Here is a 22,121-nt window from a genome sequence, read left to right on the forward strand (position 1 = left end):
AATATGGACAATAAAAAAAGCCAGTATAGTGATTACTGGCTTTGAAATTATTATGTTGTTAATTGCTTACGCAGTTATTTTATTGATCTCGATTTTGATTTTTGAGCGTGTTGCTTCTGTTACTTTTACTAACGGCAAACGTAGGTTGTCTTCACAGATGCCTAAGTTTTTCATTCCTGCTTTAACGCCAGCTGGGTTTCCTTCTGCGAAACATAGGTATGTAAATGCTAGAAAACTGTAATGAGCCGATTGTGCTCCTTTAAAATCCCCTTCCAAACATTTACGGACCATTGCAGAGAGTTGCGCTGGTATGGCGTTCCCTATGACTGAGATAATCCCTGAGGCGCCCAAAGCAATCATCGGAAGGGTAACGGGATCATCGCCAGAAATCAACAAAAAGCCTTTTGGTTTGTGAGCAGCTATCTCGTTAAAAATATCAAAATTTCCCGATGCTTCTTTTACACCGAGTATGTTTTTAACATTGTTTGCTAAACGTAAGGTAGTCTCCGCGGACATGGTTACGCCCGTACGGCCTGGAACATTGTATAATAAAATTGGCAATTTACTAGCCTCAGCTACAGCCTTATAATGCTGATAAATACCTTCCTGATTTGGTTTGTTATAATAAGGCACCACAGAAAGCACAGCTTTATAGCCTGGCAAATCAAATTTGCTCACTGCGTCAACAATCTCGGCGGTATTATTACCTCCGATGCCTGCCATTAATGGAACTCGGTTGTTGGTAATCTTTGCTGTAAATTCAAAAATTTCTTGCTTCTCTTCCGCGGTTAAGGTAGCAGATTCGGCAGTAGTACCCATTACCACAATATAATCCACTTTACCTGCGATTAGGTGTTCGATGGTTTTCTCTAAAGCATTATAATCAACGCTTAAATCTTCAAGAAAGGGGGTAACCATGGCTACACCTGTTCCGTAAAAAATGCTCATTTTATTTTATCTAAATAGTATTTTAATTCGGTATTAAAACCGCTGATGCTTTGTTGTTGAGTGGCTAACATAAAATCGTAAAAAGCTGAATGTTTTTTATGATATGCGCCGACTTTGAAAAATGATTTTGAGAGCGCTGTAATGTAAACCAAAGGGAAACAAATTTCAGTGCACAAGTTAATCAGAATATCAAATTCATTGTTTACAAAGTTGATTATTTTTTCGCGTTTTGGCACAAAGTTCCAATTGATATCTTCTTTGGTGATGAGCTCAATATTGCTAGGAAAGAGCGTTTTTAAGTTAATGTTGGATGTGAAGGCCAGAAGACGTACTTTTTTATTTTGCTTTTGAAACTCGAGGGCTACTTTTTCAATTTCATCCAGCTGTTTCTGGTTTTCTACGGTAACAACGATGCCAATATACTGCGCAGCTTTAAGCGAGATAGATTTATTTTTTCTGCTGATTTTTTTGATTTCTTGTTTTAATTTATGAAACCCAGATTTTATTCTGTATTTACTTAATAACGCTCTCATTTTATCAGTTCTAACAAATCCTGCACTGTAATAATGGGGATCTGTAATTTATTTGCTTTTTCTAATTTAGCTGGTCCCATATTTTCGCCAGCTACAAGGTAATTTAATTTGGCAGATATGCTGATTAAAATCTTACCGCCGTTTGCTTCAATAATGTCTTTAAGATCATCTCTTGTGTATCCTTCGAAAACACCGGAAATGATAAAGGTTTTGCCTACTAAATTTTCGCTTTGTAAAACTACTTCCTTTTCTTCTATTTCAAAATTTAAACCGGCTTGTTTTAGTTTTTCGAGCTCTTCTTTGTGCTTGGGATTGTTGAAATACTCAATTACACTTTGTGCAATGCGTTCGCCTATTTCATCTGCAGTAATCAATGCTTCAAAATCTGCCTCGGCAATGCGCTCAATGGTTTTAAAATGTTTTGCCAATTTTAATGCAACTGTTGCCCCTACATAACGTATTCCTAAGCCAAATAATACTTTTTCAAACGGCATTTGTTTCGATTTCTCGATACCTTCAAGTAAGTTAGTAATGGATCTTTCGCCGAAACGTTCGAACTTTTTTAAATCTTCTTCGTGATTTTTTAGGGTGTAAATATCACTGATGTGCGTAAGCAGATTTTTTTGATAGAGCGCTTCTACTGTCTCTGCACCAATACCTTCAATATTCATAGCCTTACGGCTGATAAAATGCTGAATGCGACCAACTATCTGAGGTGGACAACCTTCGTCATTTGGACAGTAATGTACCGCTTCGCCTTCTGTACGAACCAAAGGCGTATTACATTCTGGGCATTTGTGGATATATTCAATTTTTTTAGCTCCAGGCAATCTTTTATCTAGGTTTACCTGAATTATTTTTGGAATTATTTCCCCACCTTTTTCAACTAAAACGGTGTCGTTTTCGTGTAAATCCAACCGTTCAATTTCGTTGGCATTGTGTAACGTGGCCCTTTTTACTGTTGTGCCAGCCAGTAAGACGGGTTTCAAATTGGCAACCGGTGTAACAGCACCTGTCCGCCCAACTTGGTAAGTCACTTTTTCCAAAACGGTTTCAACTTCTTGTGCTTTGTATTTATAGCTGATTGCCCAACGTGGGGACTTGGCGGTAAAACCTAACTCCTGTTGTTGTGCATAGCTGTTTACTTTGATTACAATTCCGTCGATATCGTAACTTAGCTTAAATCGTTTTTGTTCCCAATTTTGGATAAAAGCTAAAACATCCTGAATGTTATTGCAGAGTTTGCTTTCTTCCGAGATTTTGAAGCCCCAACTTTTTACAGCCTGTAAACTCTCCCAATGCGTTTTAAACGGATTGTTATCACTATAAAAAAAATACAGGAAACAATCTAATGGACGTTTTGCAACCTCGGCGGAGTCCTGCATTTTAACCGTTCCGGATGCAAAATTACGTGGATTGGCAAACGCTTGTTCTCCGTTTTCTATGCGTTCTTGATTTAGTTTTTCGAAAGCGGCGTGGTGCATAAAAACTTCGCCACGGATATCGAACTCCTTTGGCATTTTATTGCCATGGACTGCTGTTGGAATGGTACGAATTGTTCTTACGTTTGAGGTAACTTCATCGCCTTTTGTGCCATCGCCACGGGTAACTGCCCTGGAAAGTTTGCCGTTTTCATAAGTCAAACTCATGGATAATCCATCAAACTTTAACTCGCAAACGTATTCGAAATTTTCGCCGATTGCTTTTTTAATGCGTTGGTCAAAATCAAGTAAATCCTGCTCGTTATAGGTGTTGCCCAATGACATCATTGGCCATTTGTGTATAATGGTTTTGAAGTTTTTAGTAATTTCTCCGCCTACTTTTTGCGTTGGCGAATCGGGATTTAAATATTGTGGATTTGCCTTTTCTAAAGCTTCTAATCGTTTCAATTTCTGATCAAAATCATAATCAGAAAGTGTAGGCATAGCCAATACATAATAGTTGTAATTATGCTGTTTTAGCTCTGTTACTAATGAATCAATCTGCGCTTTTATATCGTTAGCTGACATGGGAACGAAGATACATTTTTGTGAGACGCTGTCTAAATTTCAGTCAAAAATATTTATGAAACATAACCGTGATTTATTTGAAGACTTACTTAAATATTCTTAACTACATAACTATCTTTCCATTAATTATTTGCGGACTTTTTACAGAAAGTCTGAAGAGGTCAAAGTTGGTTTAAAATTTCTATGTCTATAAGTAGTTAATTTTAAACCGATTACTAAAGTTAAATCCCTAAAACTGCCTTCAATTTTGGGTAACCTGTCTTACTTACCGGAATTTTTTGTCCGGTTTTTAAAATCAGCAGATGACTATCTTTTTCGTAGGCTTCAATTTTAGTTATTTGATCTATTTTTACTAAATGCGAGCGGTGAACACGTACAAAAAAAGCTGGATTTAGGTTTTTTTCGAAGAAAGCAAGCGTTTGGTTTTTCAGGAACTCACCTTCGGCCGTATGAATTTTCACGTAATCATCATCTGCAGTTATGTGGGTGATATCATAAATAGAAATCACTTTTATTTTATTGCCCAGTTTAATTACGATACGCTCGTTTTGGGTTTGGCTTGTTGCGGAAATAGCTTCTACAATATGTTGAACTGGTTTAGTTTGTTCCTCTCTGTTGCTAGATAAAAATTTATCTATTGCTTTTTTAAAGCGCTCTTCGTTAAAGGGTTTTAACAGATAATCCACTGCGTTTGCTTCAAATGCTTTGAGGGCAAATTCATCAAAAGCAGTGGTAAATATGATTGCAGGTAATTCATCTAGTAGTTCTAAAAGCTCGAAACCTGTAATTTTAGGCATTTGTATATCTAAAAAAACGAGTTGTGGTTGGTGCTGATTAATCGCCTTTAATCCCTCGAAACCATTCCCGCATTCTTCTACTACTTCTATTTTTGGAAAGTTTAAAAGGTATTCCTTAATAATATTCCTGGCTAAAGGTTCATCGTCGATAATTAGTGCTTTAATCATATTTGTGGTATTTTTAAAATGCTGATGAACTTCCCATCACGTTTTTCGGTAGTCAGCAAATCGGTGCGGTTGTATATAAGCTGTAACCTACGTTGGGTACTTGATAAGCCGAAACCTGTGCCTTTGTTGGTATGCGATGTTTGGGGGTCAAAGGGGTTGGTGATGGTGATCTGTAAGTAGCGATGTTGCGAAATTGCAGAAATATTGATGGTTACTTCGTCCAAAGTGTCATACAAACCAAATTTTATTGCGTTTTCTACTAATGGTTGTAAAAGCATGGGCGGTAAAGTTTTGCTTAAAACAGTGTCATCTGCTGAAATCTGTGTATTTAAGCGATTACCGAAACGTACTTTTTCAATATCGAGGTATAGTTCCAGATGTTGGAATTCCGTTTTTAAGGCGGTTAAAGTATCGTCTTTTCTTAAAGTACCTCTTAGAAAATCAGATAGTTGATGCACCATTTTACGGGCTTCTTTTGGTTGAGTAATGGTTAAAGCACTGATAGAATTTAAGCTGTTGAACAAAAAATGCGGTTGCAGTTTTTCTCTTAAAGATGACAACTCAATTTCTTTAGTGAGTTTATCTGATTCGTTTTTTCTGCGGGCAAATTCATTATTCTCTTCTTGTGTATACCACAATATGCTAATGGTTGCCATACTGCCTATAAACAACAGTGCGAACATAAATCGCACTGGCAGTGAGAGCTGTAGAAAAAAATGGTTATCACCATTGTAAAGTGCTATGTTATCAAATATAAGTATAAGTGCATACACATAAATACCTGCTAAAACCTTACACCAAACAATTACAAAAAGGTATTTATAGCCTTTCGGTTGATAGTAAGAAAGGCTGTTGCTGATTAACCAGCAACATAGGGCCAGCAGGATGTTGGCTATAATGCTATCGTTTATTGCGGTTCTGTTATCAATATGAAACAGTGTGAGCGTGTAATATTGGAATGCTGTGAAAACCGCAACCAGAAAGAGGAATACCCATTTGAACTTACTATTTGATAATGGAGAAGCGGTCACTTTATTCCTGGTAAATTGATTTTCGGTTTTTTAATTGCGCTGCCTTTACGCTAACTAAAGCTAAGTATTGTTCTACTTGTTCTGGCTCGTTAATTTTATAATGGATTTCTTTGCCATGGGCAATTTCGCCAATATTTTCTATTTCTGTAACTGCAACAAATTTCCATGCTACCTGATGGTTATTGCTGTTAATAATTTCTTCTTGTTGCATTGACCCTAGTTGATAAGCCATTTCTAACGCAAGTTCTTCGTTTACTGCTTCTATCAAGCGTAGTTGCTCATCAAATTGAGGGTGTTTACTGTCTTGAGTTTCTATCTCAAATATTAATTTAGCTACAAACCAGTTCATTTTATCGTTATTTAAAAATTACGGATGTCTATTCCTCCAAAAATGGACGTTCCTTTAATTACTAAAATTTTGCTTTTATCGGTTAAAACCTGAGTTAATATTCGTTTATCGTCGATACCCGCAAATATTGTTGTTGATATTTCTGTAACCACTTCCCAGGATGGGGGAACAATGATTTTTGTTCCGCCGAATACTTGCGTAACATCTAAAACTGCAATTCCATTGATATCGGCATGTTGAAAATTTAATTCGGCGCCACCCATAATATTGGTAACATCGCCTCCTTTAAAGTTTTTGGAAAGGATATTTTTTTTAGTACCGCCAAAGACAGAAACGCTGTCTATATATTCTTCACCCGCAACGTGGTACTTGTTTTTTTCTGTTGCAGGTTCTTCATTTTTTGGTGTTTCGGCATAAGCGAAGTGATCGGTATTTGGGTTGCCATAGCGTTTTTCCCATCGCCTCCTTCTTTTACAATCATTCTTTTTAAAATCCTTTCCAAAAATGAATAATAGACCAAGACCTATTAAAATTATTGGCCAAGTATATTGTGATACCGATAATTCGGGAGAAATTCGTTCAGCAAGGAATACGGACCCAATCAAGATCATTATAATCCAACCGTTGTTTCTAAATCGGTGTTTTATTCCGCTTGCGATACCAATAACAATTAAAAGCATTGGCCAACTTGCTAGCCATGTTGGAAACTGTAAGCCCATTTGTTTAGCTAATAAAACCAAACCGACTAATAAAATTACAGAACCTAACACTTTTTTTCCGTGTTGGTTTGGTGTTTTCTCTATTTCTGGATTTTCCATTTCTTTTGATTTAATGAGATAAATGTAGGTGTTGTTTTGCTTTTGGCTGAACGGTTTTCGATGGAATAGGCTGGAAATTCGGTGAAATGGGGTGATTTGTCGGTGAGCCTCGGCCGAAGCTTAAGGAAATTGGTGATTTTAAGCTGTTTCCAATGTTATGATTTAAGCATTTCGTCATTTTGAGAAGTGAAAACGATTAGTTCATCGAAGATAAACCAGACAAATAGATTACAAATTCTATGATCTTACCTTGCTTGTGAGACGTCTCGTCGCACCTCGACGTGACGGGGAACTCACTTAACTTAATAGCATTGGACATGTTCCAAATGGAATCTCGAACAATTTGGTTTTTAAAACTAATTTAGATTGGAAGAGTCTATTTTAAATTCTTCCAATCTAGATTAGCAAATGAGATTGTTAGATCGATATGATTAAAACAAACCCAACTGCCCTTTATCATCCAGTTTAATGTCATCTGGGTTGGTGATTTCAAAGTCCACTTTTTTAACAGGTTTTGGATTTGATGTGAAAGCTGGTTTTTTAACTTCTTCCGTTTTTGATGCTTCTTTGGGTGTTATTTCTTCTAACTTTGGAGTTTCTTCAGGTTTTTCTGCTGGTTGAGCGCTTTCTGTTGGTTTTACTTCTTCTTCCGATTTTTTATCTTCGTTCGGTAAATTATCTTCAGCGTTGTCGTCGTTATCATCTCCATTATCATCTTCGTCATGCTCTTCAATAATTTCAACTTCTTCATCTTCAACCACTTCATTTTCTTCCGAAATTAAAGTGATATGTTGCACATCATGCGGGCTTAATTTGTTCCCTTGTGCTTTCATTCCTTTTACATCAATTGCTTCGGATAAATCAATTTCCTGCTCGTCAAAAATCTGCGATTTACCTTTTAAAGCTTCCACTTTAACAATTGGATGGTCGGAAGCGCTTAGGATAAGCATTTTAGAACCTGGCTCTTCACTAATAAAACCTGCTCTCTTACCAATTGCTAAATCCTCAAACACAAAACGTTTAATGTAATAGTTTTTAGATTTTCCATCGAGGTGGATGCATGCGAAAACTTTTTCCGGACCAAATTTTTCAATACGAACCATTTTATCATCAAAGTGATTGGTTAAATCGAAACTCGATAGTTCGTAACTACCATCGTTAAACACACAAAGTATTTTGTCCTCTGCTTGGAATTCGCCCAAATAACGTCCGTGTCCGTTTTCATTGAGTCGTTTTGTGATGGGATCGTACCAGATTTTTCTTCCTGCCAAAGTAGAAACACCTTTGGATTTTAAAGTGATTTTTTTGATTGCAAATTTGGTAAGGATATTTCCTTGGGACGCTCTTCCTTTAATGGCCGTTTCGGCAAAATCGTGATCGAAAGTTAGTTTTCGTAGTTTCGACATCGGCTTTAAAGACACATTAATTACCTCTGCTTCTCCATTTGGATTTGCGGTAAAATAAAGAGTTTTGCTCCCTTTCGAGCCTTTGGTTAAATCGTATTCTTTATCGCGGGTAACGCCACCAATTGCGAAACGTTTAATATAAGCAACGCCGGTTTTACCGTCTTTATAAATCATATTATAGATGGTACGCTCATCGTTTTTCTTGAAAACGCCGATGTGTAGAATTCCTTTTCCTACAAAGGTTTTATCCTGTACTTTGGTTACCAAGCAAACGCCATCTTCTCTAAAAACTACAATATCGTCTAAATCGGAACAATCAAAAGCGTATTCGTCTTTCTTTAAACCTGTGCCAATAAAACCATCAATTCTATTTAAATAAAACTTGGTATTTGCCAAAGCAACTTGTGCTGCTTCTACCTTGTCGAAAGCTCTGATCTCCGTTTTACGCTCTCTGCCTTTGCCAAATTTTTCTTTTAATCGCTCAAAGTAAGCAATTGCATAGTCGGTTAAATGCCTTAGGTCGTGTTTTACACCTTTAATTTCCTTTTCGAGATTGGCCATTTGTTCATCCGCTTTTTTAACATCAAAACGGGTAATGCTACTCATTGGCTTATCAATCAGTTTCTTGAAATCCTCTGGTAAAATCTCGCGATATAAGCTTGGTTTAAAAGGTCCAAATAATCGGTGTAAAACTACCAGAACCTCGTCAAAATTTGTAGAATTTTCATAGTCGGCATGTTTGTACATCCCTTCCTGAATAAATATTTTCAATAGCGAACTAAAGAAAATTCGCTCCATCAAATCGTGAAGTTTAATCTCTAATTCACGTTTTAAAAGGTTTTTTGTGTAATGTGTACTTTCGACTAAAATATCGTTGACGCTCATGAAATGAGGTTTGTCGCCTTTTATGATACAGGTATTTGGCGATATAGAAACCTCGCAATTGGTAAAGGCGTAAAGCGCATCAATGGTTACATCCGGAGAAATGCCGGGAGCCAGATGCACCACAATTTCTACATCTTTTGCAGTGTTATCCTCAATTTTTTTGATTTTGATTTTCCCTTTGTCATTGGCGGAAATGATACTGTCAATCAGCCCGATAGTGGTGGTTGAAAAAGGAATTTCGGTGATAACTAAAGTCTTTTTATCGATTTCCGATATTTTCGCCCGAACTCTGATTTTTCCCCCTCGCTGACCTTCGTTATAATTAGAAAAATCGGCCATCCCACCAGTTAAAAAATCGGGGATAATATCTGGTCGGTTGCCTTTTAAAACTTCAACGGAAGCATCAATAAGCTCAATAAAGTTATGGGGCATAACTTTGGTAGCCAAGCCTACAGCAATACCTTCTGCTCCTTGCGCTAATAAAAGTGGGAATTTTACCGGTAAAGTAACAGGTTCTTTATTTCTACCGTCGTAAGATGATTGCCACTCGGTAGTATCCGGATTAAAAACAACTTCTAAAGCAAATTTAGATAAACGGGCTTCAATATAACGTGGTGCTGCTGCAGAGTCTCCAGTAACTGGGTCCCCCCAGTTTCCTTGGGTATCAATCAGTAAGTTTTTCTGTCCAATCTGTACCATTGCATCACCGATGGACGCGTCGCCATGCGGATGGTACTTCATCGTATTACCAATTACATTGGCCGCCTTATTGAAACGGCCATCGTCCATTTCTTTTAATGAATGGAGAATACGCCGTTGCACCGGCTTTAATCCATCAAAAATATGAGGAACAGCCCTGTCCAAAATCACGTAAGAAGCGTAATCTAGAAACCAGTTCTCGTATAGTCCGCTAAGGGAGGTGACGTTGTGTAAGGTTTCTTCTTTTTCGTAATTGTTATCGTCCATTGTTTTTTGTTGACCGCCGAGTTTTTTGGGCTGGGTGGCTAGTGTTTTTTTTAACCGCAAAGGACACGGAGGTCACAGAGCTGGGGTGTTATTATATTATATTCACTGCTTAGTTTTATTTACTAAGTGGCTAGTGTTTTTTTTAACCGCAAAGGACACGGAGGTCACAGAGCTGGGGTGTTGTTTATTTTTCTAATATTCGTTTATTACTCTTTTAACTCCATCTTTCAATAATAAAGTATTGAAATTGATAAGTAATCCTAGTTTACATTCCGATAATTTTAAATATGTTAAAAGTTGAGCTAAGTATATATCTTTCAATTCCTTAACTGATTTAATTTCTAAAATAATTCTATTTCCTACAAATAAATCTAATCTATAACCACATTCTAATTCAATACCATTATAAAATATCGGTAACGGCTTTTCTTTTTCAACAAATAACCCGCTCTTCTTTAGTTCATAAAACAGGCACTCTTGATATGCAGATTCTAACAGGCCCGGTCCAAGTTCTTTATGGACTTTGATTGCCAGACCAATCACTTTTGTAGCCAAAGAGTTTTCTAATTCCATTTTAAAATTTAAAATAATTAATTCTCCATCCAACTCTGTGATCTCTCCGTTCTCCGTGGTTAGAATTACACTTCAAAAGCAAAAACTGTGGTTATCCCCAACCTACAATCAACAAAAATAAAAGGTAATAAACTCTTTACCCCTTTTGCTTTCCATGCTAAGTTTATCAAGGCTTTTAACATTCTCAAAAGCAATTTTAATTTCCTTTTTTACCAATGATCTAGTTCTGAAATTTGATATATAGCTTCAACTTTAAGCACAATTAGGCTACCGATTCCTCCAAAGCTTCCGCTGCTGCTTTTGCATCAGCAATAATCTCTGCATCATCTTTTTCAACTCTTAAATTTTGTACAATATGCTGTTGCCTGTCCATGGTGTTTTTGCCCATGTAATATTCCAACAGATTCTTAATTTTGGTTTCTCCATGTAAAATTACGGGATCCAACCTAATATCCTCGCCAATAAAGTTTTCGAATTCGTCTGGCGAAATCTCTCCCAAACCTTTAAATCGAGTAATTTCTGGTTTCCCTCCAAGCTTGTCAATTGCCAAAACACGTTCTTCATCGCTGTAGCAATAAATAGTTTCCTTTTTATTACGAACCCTAAATAGAGGCGTTTGCAAAATAAAAACATGACCAGTTTTTACCAAATCCGGAAAAAACTGCAAAAAGAAAGTCATCAGCAATAAACGGATGTGCATTCCATCCACATCGGCATCGGTTGCAACCACGATATTGTTATAACGCAACCCATCTAATCCGTCCTCAATATTTAGCGCATGCTGTAATAAGTTAAATTCTTCATTTTCATAAACTACTTTTTTGGTTAAACCATAAGCGTTCAAAGGTTTCCCTTTTAGTGAGAAAACAGCCTGCGTTTTAACTTGCCGAGCTTTGGTAATAGATCCCGAAGCAGAATCTCCCTCCGTAATAAATAAAGTGGTTTTTTTACGATCTTCTTCGCTCAGCTTTTCATCATCCAAATGCCACTTGCAGTCACGTAGCTTACGGTTGTGTAAACTTGCTTTTTTTGCTCGGTCGTTGGCCAGTTTTTTAATTCCCGCAATATCTTTACGCTCACGTTCTGATTGTAAAATGCGTTTTAATAAAGCATCAGCTGCTTCTGGGAATTTGTGCAGATAGTTATCAAGTTCTTTTTTAACAAAATCATTGATGAATGTACGCACCGTAGGTCCGTCTGGACCAACATTTAAAGAGCCTAATTTGGTTTTTGTTTGCGATTCAAAAACAGGTTCCTGAATTCTAACCGAAATTGCTGCTACAATAGATGCCCTAATATCCGAAGCATCGTATTCTTTTTTGTAAAACTCTCTGATGGTTTTAACCACTGCTTCTCTAAAAGCTTGTTGATGGGTTCCACCTTGAGTAGTATGCTGACCGTTTACAAACGAATAATATTCCTCGCCATACTGTTGCCCATGCGTCATCGCAATCTCAATATCTTCACCTTGCAAATGAATTATTGGGTAACGGTTAGCTTCCGCATCCGTATTTCTGGTCAATAAATCGTATAAACCGCGTTCCGAGAAAAATTTTTGTCCGTTAAAGTTGATCGTTAAACCTGCATTTAGAAACACATAATTCCAGATCATGTTTTCTATAAACTCAGGAATGTAGCGGTAGTTCCTAAAAATAGAGTCATCCGGAATAAAAATCGTAGCCGTTCCGTTCCGTTGCGTAGTGTCAATTATAGAGTTGTCTTTAGCTAGCTCTCCTTTTTCAAATTCTGCTTTTTTAGTTTTCCCATCGCGGTAAGATTGTACCGTGAAAAAGTTCGACAATGCATTAACCGCTTTTGTACCCACTCCATTTAGCCCTACAGATTTTTGGAAAGCTTTAGAATCATATTTACCACCGGTATTAATTTTCGATACGCAATCGATCACTTTTCCCAATGGAATTCCACGTCCGTAATCCCTAACTGAAACCTTGTGGTCGCTTACAGTGATGTCGATAATACGTCCTGCGCCCATCACAAACTCATCAATAGAGTTATCTACAATCTCTTTCAGCAATACGTAAACGCCATCATCATAAGCAGAACCGTCGCCCAGTTTACCAATGTACATTCCCGGACGAAGCCTAATATGCTCTTTCCAGTCTAAGGACCGGATACTGTCTTCGCTATAATTTACACTTAATTCAGCCATTTGTTAGATTTGAGTATTGAGATAGGAGATACGAGATTCTGCAAATCACAATGAACCTTTACAAAGCTAAAATTTTGTGCAAAATAGACAAGTATAAGATTTCAACATATCAAGAATTATGGATAATAAAAGACGTTTTTTACTTGAAAGAAGATTTTTCAGTCGGAAATGAAGTGAATACTTTTGAAAAGTAAATACAGTTTTTCATAGGTTCCGCTAGTCCCGTGTTCTGCTTTACTCCTCGGTAATTTCCATAAACTCCAATTCCCTGCGGGGTATCACTGCCACTTGGGTTTAATTAATTTAAGACTATGCTTAAAATCGAGTACTAAAAAGCGATCTCTATTTTTTAATTTAAATTACTTCCGTTCAGGAGAACCAATAGAAACTTTAAAAAAAGTGCTTGGTTCTGCAAGGTAAGCGTCGGCAATTCCAATATCGCTCACTAATTTTTTTGAAACACGCTTTAGGTGTATTTTAACTTCAAAAATATCTTCGAAAGGATTAGAGTTGAATTTTATGGTGTTCCGGTCTTTGTAGGAAGCAATAATTTTTGATTCTCCATTTTCATGGAAAAATTCGGAATCTACAAAGCCTTTTCTGAATTGGGGAACCTCCTCTTCTTTGGTTGCGCCCGGTTTGTTCATGCAAATAAACAGAGAAAGCTCATCACAAAATTTGAGAAGTTTAAGTTGATACTGTAGTAAGCGGGTATGCGGAATCTTTAGTTTAGCAATCAAATGGTTTTGACGCAACTTTTCACGTTCAATAAACTGCCTTGCTGTTTCCGAAGCTGATGAAGATGCCAAATTACTATAGTGCATACTGCAAAGTAAGGCTGCATAAGAGTTCGCTTGGTTTACCTGTTCAATGCCCAGTTTGTAGAAGTAAAGCTTTAGTTTTTCTGGGAAATCTAAAAACGTAAAAGGTTTTTGGGTAACGTCGTTTAATAAAGGATGAGAATCTGGAATAACCCATGCCCGGTCATGCTGGTGGACCGCAAACTTAAATGATTCGAAATGCTCTACCGCTATAAATTCTTTTTTGAAATGACTGAGTAGTTCACCTGCAATGTATGCATGGTCGTGTTGGGTGATTAAGATGTAATTTTCTGAATCTTCGCGAAGTATCATTTTGAATTAAAAAAAATAAAAATACAAATCTTTACAGTTAAAAAGCACCTGTTTTTGATGTCAGATAAAAAACAGATTATGTATTTTATATTTGAATTGTTTTAAGTGTATTAAAATTATAAATTTTTATATTTATTTTTATAAAAAATACATGTTTATTCTTTAAAAATTAACATTATGATTATCGGTATACCAAGAGAAATGAAAAATCATGAAAATAGAGTAGGCTTAACGCCTTCCGGTACTCATGAATTGGTCAAAAGAGGCCATGAAGTGCTTATAGAGACGCACTCTGGCGCTGCCAGTGGTTTTCGTAATGATGACTATGAAGAAGCTGGTGCTCAAATTATCCAAACTGCCGACGAAATTTGGGGAAGAGCAGATCTAATTATTAAGGTAAAGGAACCTGAGGTACCGGAGTATAAAATGGCTAAACGTGACCAGATTATTCTTAGTTTTTTCCATTTTGTATCAAACCGTAAATTAACATATGGGATGATTGATAGTGGGGCTATTTGTATGGCATACGAAACAGTGGAAACCACCAATAAGGTTTTGCCAATATTAGTTCCAATGTCTGAAGTTGCAGGACGTATGGCTATTCAGCAAGGTGCCCGATACCTGGAAAAGCCGGTAATGGGGCGTGGTATTTTATTAGGTGGTGTCCCCGGAGTTACACCCGGGAAAGTGTTGATTATTGGAGCTGGTGTTGTTGGTGTGCAAGCTGCTAAAATGGCTTCTGGGTTGGGTGCTCATGTGACAATTATTGATATTGACATACAGCGCTTAAGGTATGTTAATGATGTGTTGCCACCTCATGTGGTTACAATGTACAGTAGCGAATATAATATCCGTAAGCTAGTTGCTAATCATGATTTAATTGTGGGTGCAGTTCTTCTTCCCGGTAGAAAAACGCCCAGGGTGATTACGCGTGATATGCTTAAATTAATGCGTCCTGGAACTGTTGTAGTTGATGTTTCTGTAGATCAAGGAGGTTGCATTGAAACCTGTAAACCCACCTCGCATGAAAATCCAACCTATATTGTAGACGGAATTCTGCATTACTGTGTCCCTAATATGCCTGGTGCGGTGCCTTATACTTCAACTATGGCATTAACTAATAGCACATTTCCTTATATTCTACAAATCGCAGATAAAGGGTGGAAAAAAGCTTGTTTGGATAATTACGAGCTTTTAAAAGGATTGAATATTATAAAAGGAGATGTAGTCCACCGGGGCGTGGCGGAAGCATTTGACTTACATTATAAATCAGTACATCACTTTTTAGATACCGGAGAGATTGAAGAGTAGGCCATCATTTAAATCCTGTTCCGAGTGAGAAGGATTTGTCTGTTTTATGGTTCAGTTAGGGATAGGCAAAAATCGTGTTTAATTCATACACGAACGCTAAAAACAAAAAAAGGTAGCAGAAAAACTTCTGCTACCTTTTTAAAAAGCGATTGAAACGTTACCTGCTCATTCCAAATTTAGCTTCGTAATTTTTCATTTTATTTTCGAGCTCTTTATTTAAGGCGGGTTCGCCGTATTGTTTGGTCATTTCTACAAACTGCGATAGCACAAACAGGTTTAATTGGATATCTCTGCTACCTAAATTTTCTTTTCGCTGTATAATGCTATAATGGTAATTCAATTCTTGTGTAACTAAGTTTTCGGTTTGTTTTAAAAGGCTAGTTGCATCAGTTTTTAAGCCTAACTCGTACATTAATTTAATCAGCTCGTATTTACTTAAAGCAAAGTTACTGTCGTAAGTTGTGTAAATAGGCAACACTTTTAAGCATTGTTTTACCACATTTCTAGCAAGGTCTGTTTTATCCTCAAAAATCAAGTTTTTAGCTAGTTCCGTGAATTTATTCACTGATAAAAACACCATTTTTTGAGACTCGGGATCTAGATAAGGAGATGTTTTTATAGTACCCCAATCAAACTTTTCCATCAAGTTTTTGTACATCTCTGTAGTATTCACTGCTTCAGTGTCGCCAAGTGGACTGTCTGATGGGATTTTTGCTTTTGTCTTTGGTTCTAATCTTAAAGCAAAACCTTCGTTAAACAGGTAATTATCCAAACCTAAGAAATTACTGCTAGGTACGGTAAACGCAAAATAAATTGGACGTTCCCAATTGTTATGGGCCAATATATCTACAATAGCTAACTGCCCTTTAGTTAAATAGTTTCCAGGGAAAGTCCATTCCATTGCCGGAACAATTTTACCGGCTTCGTTTGCATCAACGGTTTTGGTGGATAATACAGCTGCAGGGTCAATAGTTAACTTAAAGTTCTTTGTTGGTAAAAAGTTCTCTGACTTGCCACTTTGGTATTCTACTTTTGCTTCAGGGTTGCTTGACGTAACAAATTCAAAAACATCCTTAAGCTCTTGCGCTCCTTCTAAATTAAAGTTCTGGTAAAAAAGAACATCTCTGGTGCCAGTTTTGTACATTTCTGGCTTCATGGTAATTGGGAGCGGAGCTGATTCGTTAAACGGCCTTCTCAACTGGTTAATGTACCAATCGGTGTCAAATAAACTTAGGTTTACAATCCTAATATCTGGTCTAAAGTTTTCTACTTCCTGTACGTACCAAAGCGGGTAGGTGTCATTATCTCCATAAGTAAATAAAATGGCGTTTGGAGCACAGCTGTTTAAGTAGTTGCGGGCAAAATCTCTAGCTGTAGACTTTGTTGAACGATCATGGTCATCCCATTCTTGGCTCGCCATTAATACAGGAGCTGCCAATAATCCTATTGAAGTAGCCAGAATAGCTGCGGTTTTTGGTGTAACTACTTTTCGTAACCATTGCGATATCGCAAACACGCCTAAGCCAATCCAAATTGCGAAGGCGTAAAAAGAACCTACATAAGCGTAATCTCGTTCACGTGGCTGACTGGGAGTTTGGTTAAGATATATAACGATGGCTAATCCAGTAAAGAAAAACAACAAGGCTACAATCCCGGCGTCTTTCTGGCTGTATTTAAAGTGCCAAAATGCACCCAACAAACCCAAAATAAGCGGCAAGAAAAATAACTGATTATTTGATTTGTTTTTTGTGATGCTGTCTGGTAATTGAGACTGGTCTCCTAAGCGCATGGCATCTAAAAATTTAATGCCACTTATCCAGTTTCCGCTGGTGTAATCGCCAATGCCCTGGCTGTCATTTTGCCTGCCAGCAAAGTTCCATAAGAAATATCGCATATACATAAAGCCGACTTGGTAAGTGCCAAACCAACCAATATTTGTGGACATATTAGGGCTTTCTTGCGGACCTAAATTCATCCAGTCTCTGTAAACAGCGGGATGGTTTCCGTCATCACTATACATACGAGGAAACAAAGTGTTTTTGTCATACACATAAGCTTGTTTCTGTCCGGCAATTTCATATTTTTTTTCGCCTTTTACGTAGATGTTTCCGTTCTGTTTAGTTTCAATAGGTTTCGAATCAAAATATTGACCATACAACAACGGACGATCGCCGTATTGCTCTCTGTTTAAATAACTTAAGAAAGAGAAAGCATCTTTAGGATCGCTATTGTTTAAAGTTGGGTTGGCTTTTGCCCTAACCACAATCATTACAAAAGAGCTATAACCGAATAGGATAAATATGAAAGACAGCATCGCCAGGTTTAACGTTGGTTTTTTCTTTTTGATAGAATAAACGGTTAACCAAATGGTAGCTGTTAATAAAAGTAATGCAAAAACGGTAACTCCAGAACCAAAGCCAAAGCCAAGTGTGTTTACAAAGAAAAGATCGAAATTGGCTCCTATTTTTATCATGTACTGGATGATGCCGTACTGTATAAATCCTAAAATCAAAATCCCAACCGCCATTGCCATTAACACACCTTTTGTAGTAGCAACCTTGTTTTTTCTAAAATAATAAACCAAAGCCATAGCGGGTATTACCAGCAAGTTTAAAAGGTGGATACCAATTGATAAGCCCATTACATAAGCAATAAAAATCAACCACTTATCTGCGTAAGGCTCATCCGCATGTGCATCCCACTTTAAGATTGCCCAAAAAACAACTGCTGTTGATAAGGAAGACATTGCGTAAACTTCGGCTTCCACTGCAGAAAACCAAAAAGAATCTGAAAAGGCATAAGCCAATGCACCTACCAAACCAGCACCCATAATTCCAATAATTGTAGTTTTATTGAATTTTAGGTCTGTAGTTAAGCTTACTTTTTTACCTAAGGCAGTAATTGTCCAAAACAAAAACATAATGGTTGCTGCACTTGATAAAGCAGAGCTGATATTTACGGCATAAGCAACGTTTTCTGGATTAGTTGCGAACAAGCTAAATATTTTACCAATCATTAAAAACAATGGCGCACCTGGTTGGTGTACTATCTGTAGCTTAAGTGCAGCAGATATAAATTCGCCACAATCCCAGTAACTTGCAGTAGGTTCAAGCGTTAGTATATATACGGTTGCTGCAATTAAAAAGGTAAGCCAACCCAGCAGGTTGTTGATTTTGGAATAGGTCATTTCTATGATTCGATTTTAACCGCCGAAAATAATGAATTGAATTTAATTAATCGGTAATTTAACATTTATTAACCGGCAGGTAAACAAAAGGATCTGAAAAAGAAGCCGTTAGAGAGCTTCTGGAAATATTTTAAAATATATTTGCATCCTTTGTTTAATGCTTCTATATTTGCATTCCGTTTCAGGAAACGCGTTTCTTGGAATTTAATGATTGCCCGATAGTATAAAGGTAGTACAACGGTTTTTGGTACCGTTTGTCTAGGTTCGAATCCTGGTCGGGCAACAATTAAAATTCGGAAATTGAATAACTTGATTTCCGAATTTTTTATTTTAAATCCCCCGAAAGCTCATGCCTTCCACATTTAACAACATCAAACTTTTCTCTGGTACAGGTTCCAAGGCTTTGTCTGAAAAAATTGCGAAGTGTTACGGAAAAGAATTAGGAAAAGTAATTTTATCACGTTTTTCTGATGGTGAGTTTCAGCCACATTATGATGAATCTATTCGTGGTTGTGATGTCTTTTTAATTCAATCAACCTGCCAGCCCAACGATAATCTGTTTGAGCTTTTGATGATGATTGATGCCGCAAAAAGAGCTTCGGCGCATTATATCACTGCAGTTATTCCTTATTTTGGTTTAGCCCGTCAGGATAGAAAAGATAAACCAAGAGTTGCCATTGGTGCAAAGCTGGTAGCTAATTTATTAGTTGCGGCGGGGATTCACCGTATCATGACAATGGATTTACATGCTGCGCAGATTCAAGGATTTTTTGATATTCCGGTAGACCATTTAGATGCTTCTGTAATATTTGTGCCACATATTAAAAGCTTAGGTTTGAAAAATCTAACCATCGCTTCTCCAGATATGGGAGGTAGTTACAGAGCAAGAACTTTCGCTAAGTTTTTTAACGCAGAAGTGGTGATTTGTGATAAAACAAGAAAGCGGGCTAATGAGATCGAATCGATGTCGATTATAGGTGATGTTAAAGGTTTAGACGTTGTTTTAATGGACGACATTATAGATACCGGAGGTACCTTAGCTAAGGCTGCTAGTTTGATTATGGAAAAAGGTGCAAATAGCGTGAGAGCAGTTTGTACGCATGCTGTATTATCTGGAAATGCTTATGCAACTTTAGAGAAGTCTGCATTATCAGAACTGATTGTAACGGATACTATTCCGTTGAAGCATAGCAGTCCGAAGATTAAAGTATTATCAACCGCAGACTTTTTTGCAAAGGCAATTGCCAATGTAAATGAGCATGCGTCAATAAGTGAATTGTTCAAAATAGTTTAAAATTAAGTAATATATACAAATATGAAATCAATCGCAATTAGCGGTTCTCCAAGAGAGAACGTAGGGAAACGCGACGCAAAGGAATTGCGTTACGAAGGAAAAGTGCCTGCTGTATTATACGGCGGAAAAGAACAAATTCACTTTGCTATTGATGCGCCAGCATTAAGAGACTTAGTTTACACTCCAGAAGTGAATTTTGCTGAGTTGAATATTGACGGTAAAAAATTCAATGCGATTATGCAAGATATCCAGTTTCATCCGTTAACTGAAAAAATTGTACACATCGATTTTCTTCAATTATTTGATGATAAAAAAGTAACGATTGAAATCCCAGTAAAATTAACCGGAACTTCTCCAGGTGTTAAAATGGGTGGTAAATTGGTTCAAAAATTACGTAAGCTAAAAGTTAACGCTTTACCTAAAAACATGCCTCAAGAAGTAGAAGTATCTATTGAGCCATTAGAAGTAGGTAAGTCTGTAAGAGTGCGTGATTTAAAAGCAGCTGATTATGTGATTACTAACGTGTCAGAAGACACTATCGTTTCTGTAATTATGTCAAGAGCATTAAAGCAAGCAGAACAACAAGCAGGTACACAAGGAAAGAAATAGTTTTCCTTTGAACTTAAAAAAAACCTCGTTAATTAATTTAGCGAGGTTTTTTTTTGTTTAAAAATTGTTAGACTAAATACCCAAATTCAATTTGAAAAATTAACTTTGGACAGGAGTATTGAGATCTGAGTATTGGGTATCAAGATGTAAGTATAAAGTATCGAGATGCTTGTGATTGTGGATAGCTAGATTTAAACTGAAATAAAAAAGACTAAAGAATTTATAAGAAAATGGGAAGAGCATTTGAATTCCGTAAAGAGAGAAAATTTAAGCGTTGGACTAAAATGGCGGTACAGTTTACCCGTATAGGTAAAGATATCGTTATGGCAGTAAAAGAAGGTGGTCCGCATCCAGAAACAAACTCAAAGCTGAGAACTGCTATACAGAACGGTAAGGCTGTAAATATGCCGAAAGATCGTGTAGAGGCAGCTATTAAAAGAGCTTCAGATAAAGACATGGCTGGTTATGAGGAATTTGTTTACGAGGGTTATGCACCACATGGCGTTGCTATTTTAGTTGAAACCACCACCGATAACACCAATAGAACTGTAGCTAACGTAAGAAGCTATTTTACAAAAACCAATGGTTCTTTAGGGAAAACAGGTTCTTTGGATTTTATATTTAAAAGAGTTTCTACTTTTAGATTTGACCCGGGAGAGCTTGATATTGAAGAACTAGAGCTGGAACTGATAGACGCTGGGTTGGAAGATATCTTTGTAGAAGAAAACGAAGAAGGTGAAGCTATTGCGGTTATACATGCAGGATATGAAGATTTCGGCAACATGCAGAAAGCTTTGGAAGAGAAAGGAATTGAACTTAAGCAAGCTAAATTAGAGCGGATTCCGTTGAGTTATAAAGAAGTAACTGAAGAACAGGTACTGGATGTTACAAAGTTATTGGATAAACTAGAAGAGGATGAAGATGTGCAGGCGGTTTATCATAATATGGAAGAGTAATTAAAGCATAGAGCTCAAAGCAGAAGCTGAATCAGAAGTTTAAAAAAAGCAGTCGAAATGGGAATAGTTAGTAACCGTAGGAAAGATCAGGAATTAAAAGTTGTTTTTAATGATGATAGTTTGATTGTAGATTTAGAAGGTAAAGAAACAGCTATTCCTCTTTTATGGTACCAAAGTTTATTGAACGCTTCCGCTGAAGATAAAGCAAAGTGGAAGTTAAGTGGTGATGGAACCAAGTTGATTTGGGAGAATTTGAATGTGGAGATTTTGCTATGACTTTTGAAGAATTCTTTTTAAAAAAGAAAATAGATTTAGACCTTTTAAAATTGGGTAAACCCGATGTTTTTGCAGAGTTTGTTTCTCATTATGAACAAATGAGCGAAAAAAGTTTTGATCATACTAAAAAATACTGGTTCAACAATTTGCGTATTGCATATCCTTTAGCAGAGGAGAAAAAATTGCGATTGAAAGAAGCTTTTAAACCCAAGGAAGAAACTGCTAGCGTAAAGGAAATTGTGGAGCCCGCATCAGAGAATACGCAAGCAGCTAGTGCAGAGTCTATAGCTTTTAAGCCACGTTTTAAAGCTCCAGCAACGGAAGTAATTAGCTCTGCTGTAGCAGCCGAATCTATTAGGGAAGCTTCGCCGCCAGCACCCAAGCCAGCTGGATTTAAGCCTCGTTTTAAAGCAGGAGCTACCAAATCAGCGGGGATTATTGAAGAGCAACCAGAAGAGAAAAGTGAGGAAGTGCCAATAGTAGAGAAAGCTATTATAGCTAAGCCAGCTGGATTTAAGCCTCGTTTCAAAGCTGGAGTAACAACTGCCGTTCCGAAAGTTGAAGAAAATAAGCCTGAAGCATCTAAAAAAGAAGAAAGTCAATTAGGGCCAGAAACAATTACAGCAAAGCCAGTTGGATTTAAGCCACGCTTTAAAGCACCAAAAAAGGAAGAATAATGCGCTTGTCGGGATTTGCAATCCC

18 protein-coding genes and 1 tRNA gene are annotated in these 22,121 nt (G+C 37.1%); 7 read left to right on the forward strand and 12 right to left on the reverse strand.

The annotated features are described in order from the left end of the window. Window positions 1-66: 66 nt before the first annotated feature. The 11 genes from dapA to B176_RS0100880 all read right to left on the reverse strand — a co-directional run bounded on the left by dapA (window position 67) and on the right by B176_RS0100880 (window position 13,786). Window positions 67-948 carry a 4-hydroxy-tetrahydrodipicolinate synthase gene (gene dapA / locus B176_RS0100825; RefSeq protein ID WP_017256878.1) on the reverse strand — a complete coding sequence of 294 codons (882 nt, stop codon included), beginning with the start codon at window positions 946-948 and terminating at the stop codon, window positions 67-69. Beyond that, entirely contained in the window at window positions 945-1,481 is a 537-nt protein-coding gene (locus B176_RS0100830; protein ID WP_017256879.1) for a DUF6913 domain-containing protein, read from the reverse strand. The genes dapA and B176_RS0100830 overlap by 4 nt, the downstream gene beginning before the upstream one ends. Further along, a complete protein-coding gene (ligA, locus tag B176_RS0100835) occupies window positions 1,478-3,490 on the reverse strand; it encodes an NAD-dependent DNA ligase LigA (protein WP_017256880.1) in 2,013 nt (670 codons plus the stop codon). The genes B176_RS0100830 and ligA overlap by 4 nt, the downstream gene beginning before the upstream one ends. 221 nt (window positions 3,491-3,711) lie before the next feature. Beyond that, window positions 3,712-4,455 carry a LytR/AlgR family response regulator transcription factor gene (locus B176_RS0100840; RefSeq protein ID WP_017256881.1) on the reverse strand — a complete coding sequence of 248 codons (744 nt, stop codon included), beginning with the start codon at window positions 4,453-4,455 and terminating at the stop codon, window positions 3,712-3,714. Next, window positions 4,452-5,486: a sensor histidine kinase gene (locus B176_RS0100845; RefSeq protein WP_017256882.1), complete on the reverse strand. Its 1,035-nt coding sequence runs from the start codon at window positions 5,484-5,486 to the stop codon at window positions 4,452-4,454. The genes B176_RS0100840 and B176_RS0100845 overlap by 4 nt, the downstream gene beginning before the upstream one ends. A 1-nt stretch (window position 5,487) precedes the next feature. Further along, window positions 5,488-5,835, reverse strand: coding sequence for a DUF4288 domain-containing protein (locus tag B176_RS0100850; protein WP_017256883.1), 348 nt, complete (start codon window positions 5,833-5,835; stop codon window positions 5,488-5,490). Window positions 5,836-5,846: 11 nt separating this feature from the next. After that, the gene (locus B176_RS0100855; RefSeq protein ID WP_017256884.1) at window positions 5,847-6,653 is read right to left on the reverse strand and encodes a LiaF transmembrane domain-containing protein; all 807 of its coding nucleotides are present in this window, start codon (window positions 6,651-6,653) and stop codon (window positions 5,847-5,849) included. A 431-nt stretch (window positions 6,654-7,084) separates the two neighbouring features. After that, the gene (locus tag B176_RS0100860; protein ID WP_040539680.1) at window positions 7,085-9,910 is read right to left on the reverse strand and encodes a DNA gyrase/topoisomerase IV subunit A; all 2,826 of its coding nucleotides are present in this window, start codon (window positions 9,908-9,910) and stop codon (window positions 7,085-7,087) included. A 192-nt stretch (window positions 9,911-10,102) separates the two neighbouring features. Then, window positions 10,103-10,483 (reverse strand): GxxExxY protein, encoded by a 381-nt coding sequence (locus tag B176_RS0100865; RefSeq protein WP_026063074.1) that lies wholly within the window; start codon window positions 10,481-10,483, stop codon window positions 10,103-10,105. Between the two features lie 262 nt (window positions 10,484-10,745). Further along, window positions 10,746-12,653 carry a DNA topoisomerase IV subunit B gene (locus B176_RS0100875; protein WP_017256888.1) on the reverse strand — a complete coding sequence of 636 codons (1,908 nt, stop codon included), beginning with the start codon at window positions 12,651-12,653 and terminating at the stop codon, window positions 10,746-10,748. A 359-nt stretch (window positions 12,654-13,012) separates the two neighbouring features. Beyond that, window positions 13,013-13,786 (reverse strand): DUF3891 family protein, encoded by a 774-nt coding sequence (locus B176_RS0100880; protein WP_017256889.1) that lies wholly within the window; start codon window positions 13,784-13,786, stop codon window positions 13,013-13,015. A 177-nt stretch (window positions 13,787-13,963) separates the two neighbouring features. Here B176_RS0100880 and ald point away from each other — a divergent pair, with 177 nt between their 5' ends. Further along, window positions 13,964-15,097, forward strand: a complete 1,134-nt coding sequence (gene ald, locus B176_RS0100885; RefSeq protein WP_017256890.1) for an alanine dehydrogenase — start codon at window positions 13,964-13,966, stop codon at window positions 15,095-15,097. Window positions 15,098-15,254: 157 nt separating this feature from the next. Here the strand turns inward: ald and B176_RS0100890 are convergent, their stop codons facing one another. Continuing rightward, window positions 15,255-18,284 carry a glycosyltransferase family 117 protein gene (locus tag B176_RS0100890; RefSeq protein WP_017256891.1) on the reverse strand — a complete coding sequence of 1,010 codons (3,030 nt, stop codon included), beginning with the start codon at window positions 18,282-18,284 and terminating at the stop codon, window positions 15,255-15,257. 212 nt (window positions 18,285-18,496) lie between these two features. On the opposite strand from B176_RS0100890, the gene B176_RS0100895 reads away from it, so the two are divergent. The 6 genes from B176_RS0100895 to B176_RS18750 all read left to right on the forward strand — a co-directional run bounded on the left by B176_RS0100895 (window position 18,497) and on the right by B176_RS18750 (window position 22,096). Further along, a tRNA-Gln gene (locus B176_RS0100895) sits at window positions 18,497-18,567 on the forward strand. Between the two features lie 66 nt (window positions 18,568-18,633). Continuing rightward, a complete protein-coding gene (locus B176_RS0100900; RefSeq protein ID WP_017256892.1) occupies window positions 18,634-19,578 on the forward strand; it encodes a ribose-phosphate pyrophosphokinase in 945 nt (314 codons plus the stop codon). 21 nt (window positions 19,579-19,599) lie between these two features. Then, window positions 19,600-20,187 carry a 50S ribosomal protein L25/general stress protein Ctc gene (locus B176_RS0100905; protein WP_017256893.1) on the forward strand — a complete coding sequence of 196 codons (588 nt, stop codon included), beginning with the start codon at window positions 19,600-19,602 and terminating at the stop codon, window positions 20,185-20,187. A 230-nt stretch (window positions 20,188-20,417) separates the two neighbouring features. Next, on the forward strand, window positions 20,418-21,143 hold the full coding sequence (locus B176_RS0100910; protein ID WP_017256894.1) for a YebC/PmpR family DNA-binding transcriptional regulator: 726 nt from the start codon (window positions 20,418-20,420) through the stop codon (window positions 21,141-21,143). Between the two features lie 57 nt (window positions 21,144-21,200). Further along, window positions 21,201-21,419: a DUF2442 domain-containing protein gene (locus tag B176_RS0100915; protein WP_017256895.1), complete on the forward strand. Its 219-nt coding sequence runs from the start codon at window positions 21,201-21,203 to the stop codon at window positions 21,417-21,419. Next, complete coding sequence (locus B176_RS18750; protein ID WP_017256896.1) at window positions 21,416-22,096, forward strand: hypothetical protein; 681 nt, start codon at window positions 21,416-21,418, stop codon at window positions 22,094-22,096. Before B176_RS0100915 ends, B176_RS18750 begins: the two co-directional genes overlap by 4 nt. Window positions 22,097-22,121: the final 25 nt, after the last annotated feature.

The organism is Pedobacter arcticus A12 (assembly GCF_000302595.1).
GTDB classification, from domain to species: domain Bacteria; phylum Bacteroidota; class Bacteroidia; order Sphingobacteriales; family Sphingobacteriaceae; genus Pseudopedobacter; species Pseudopedobacter arcticus.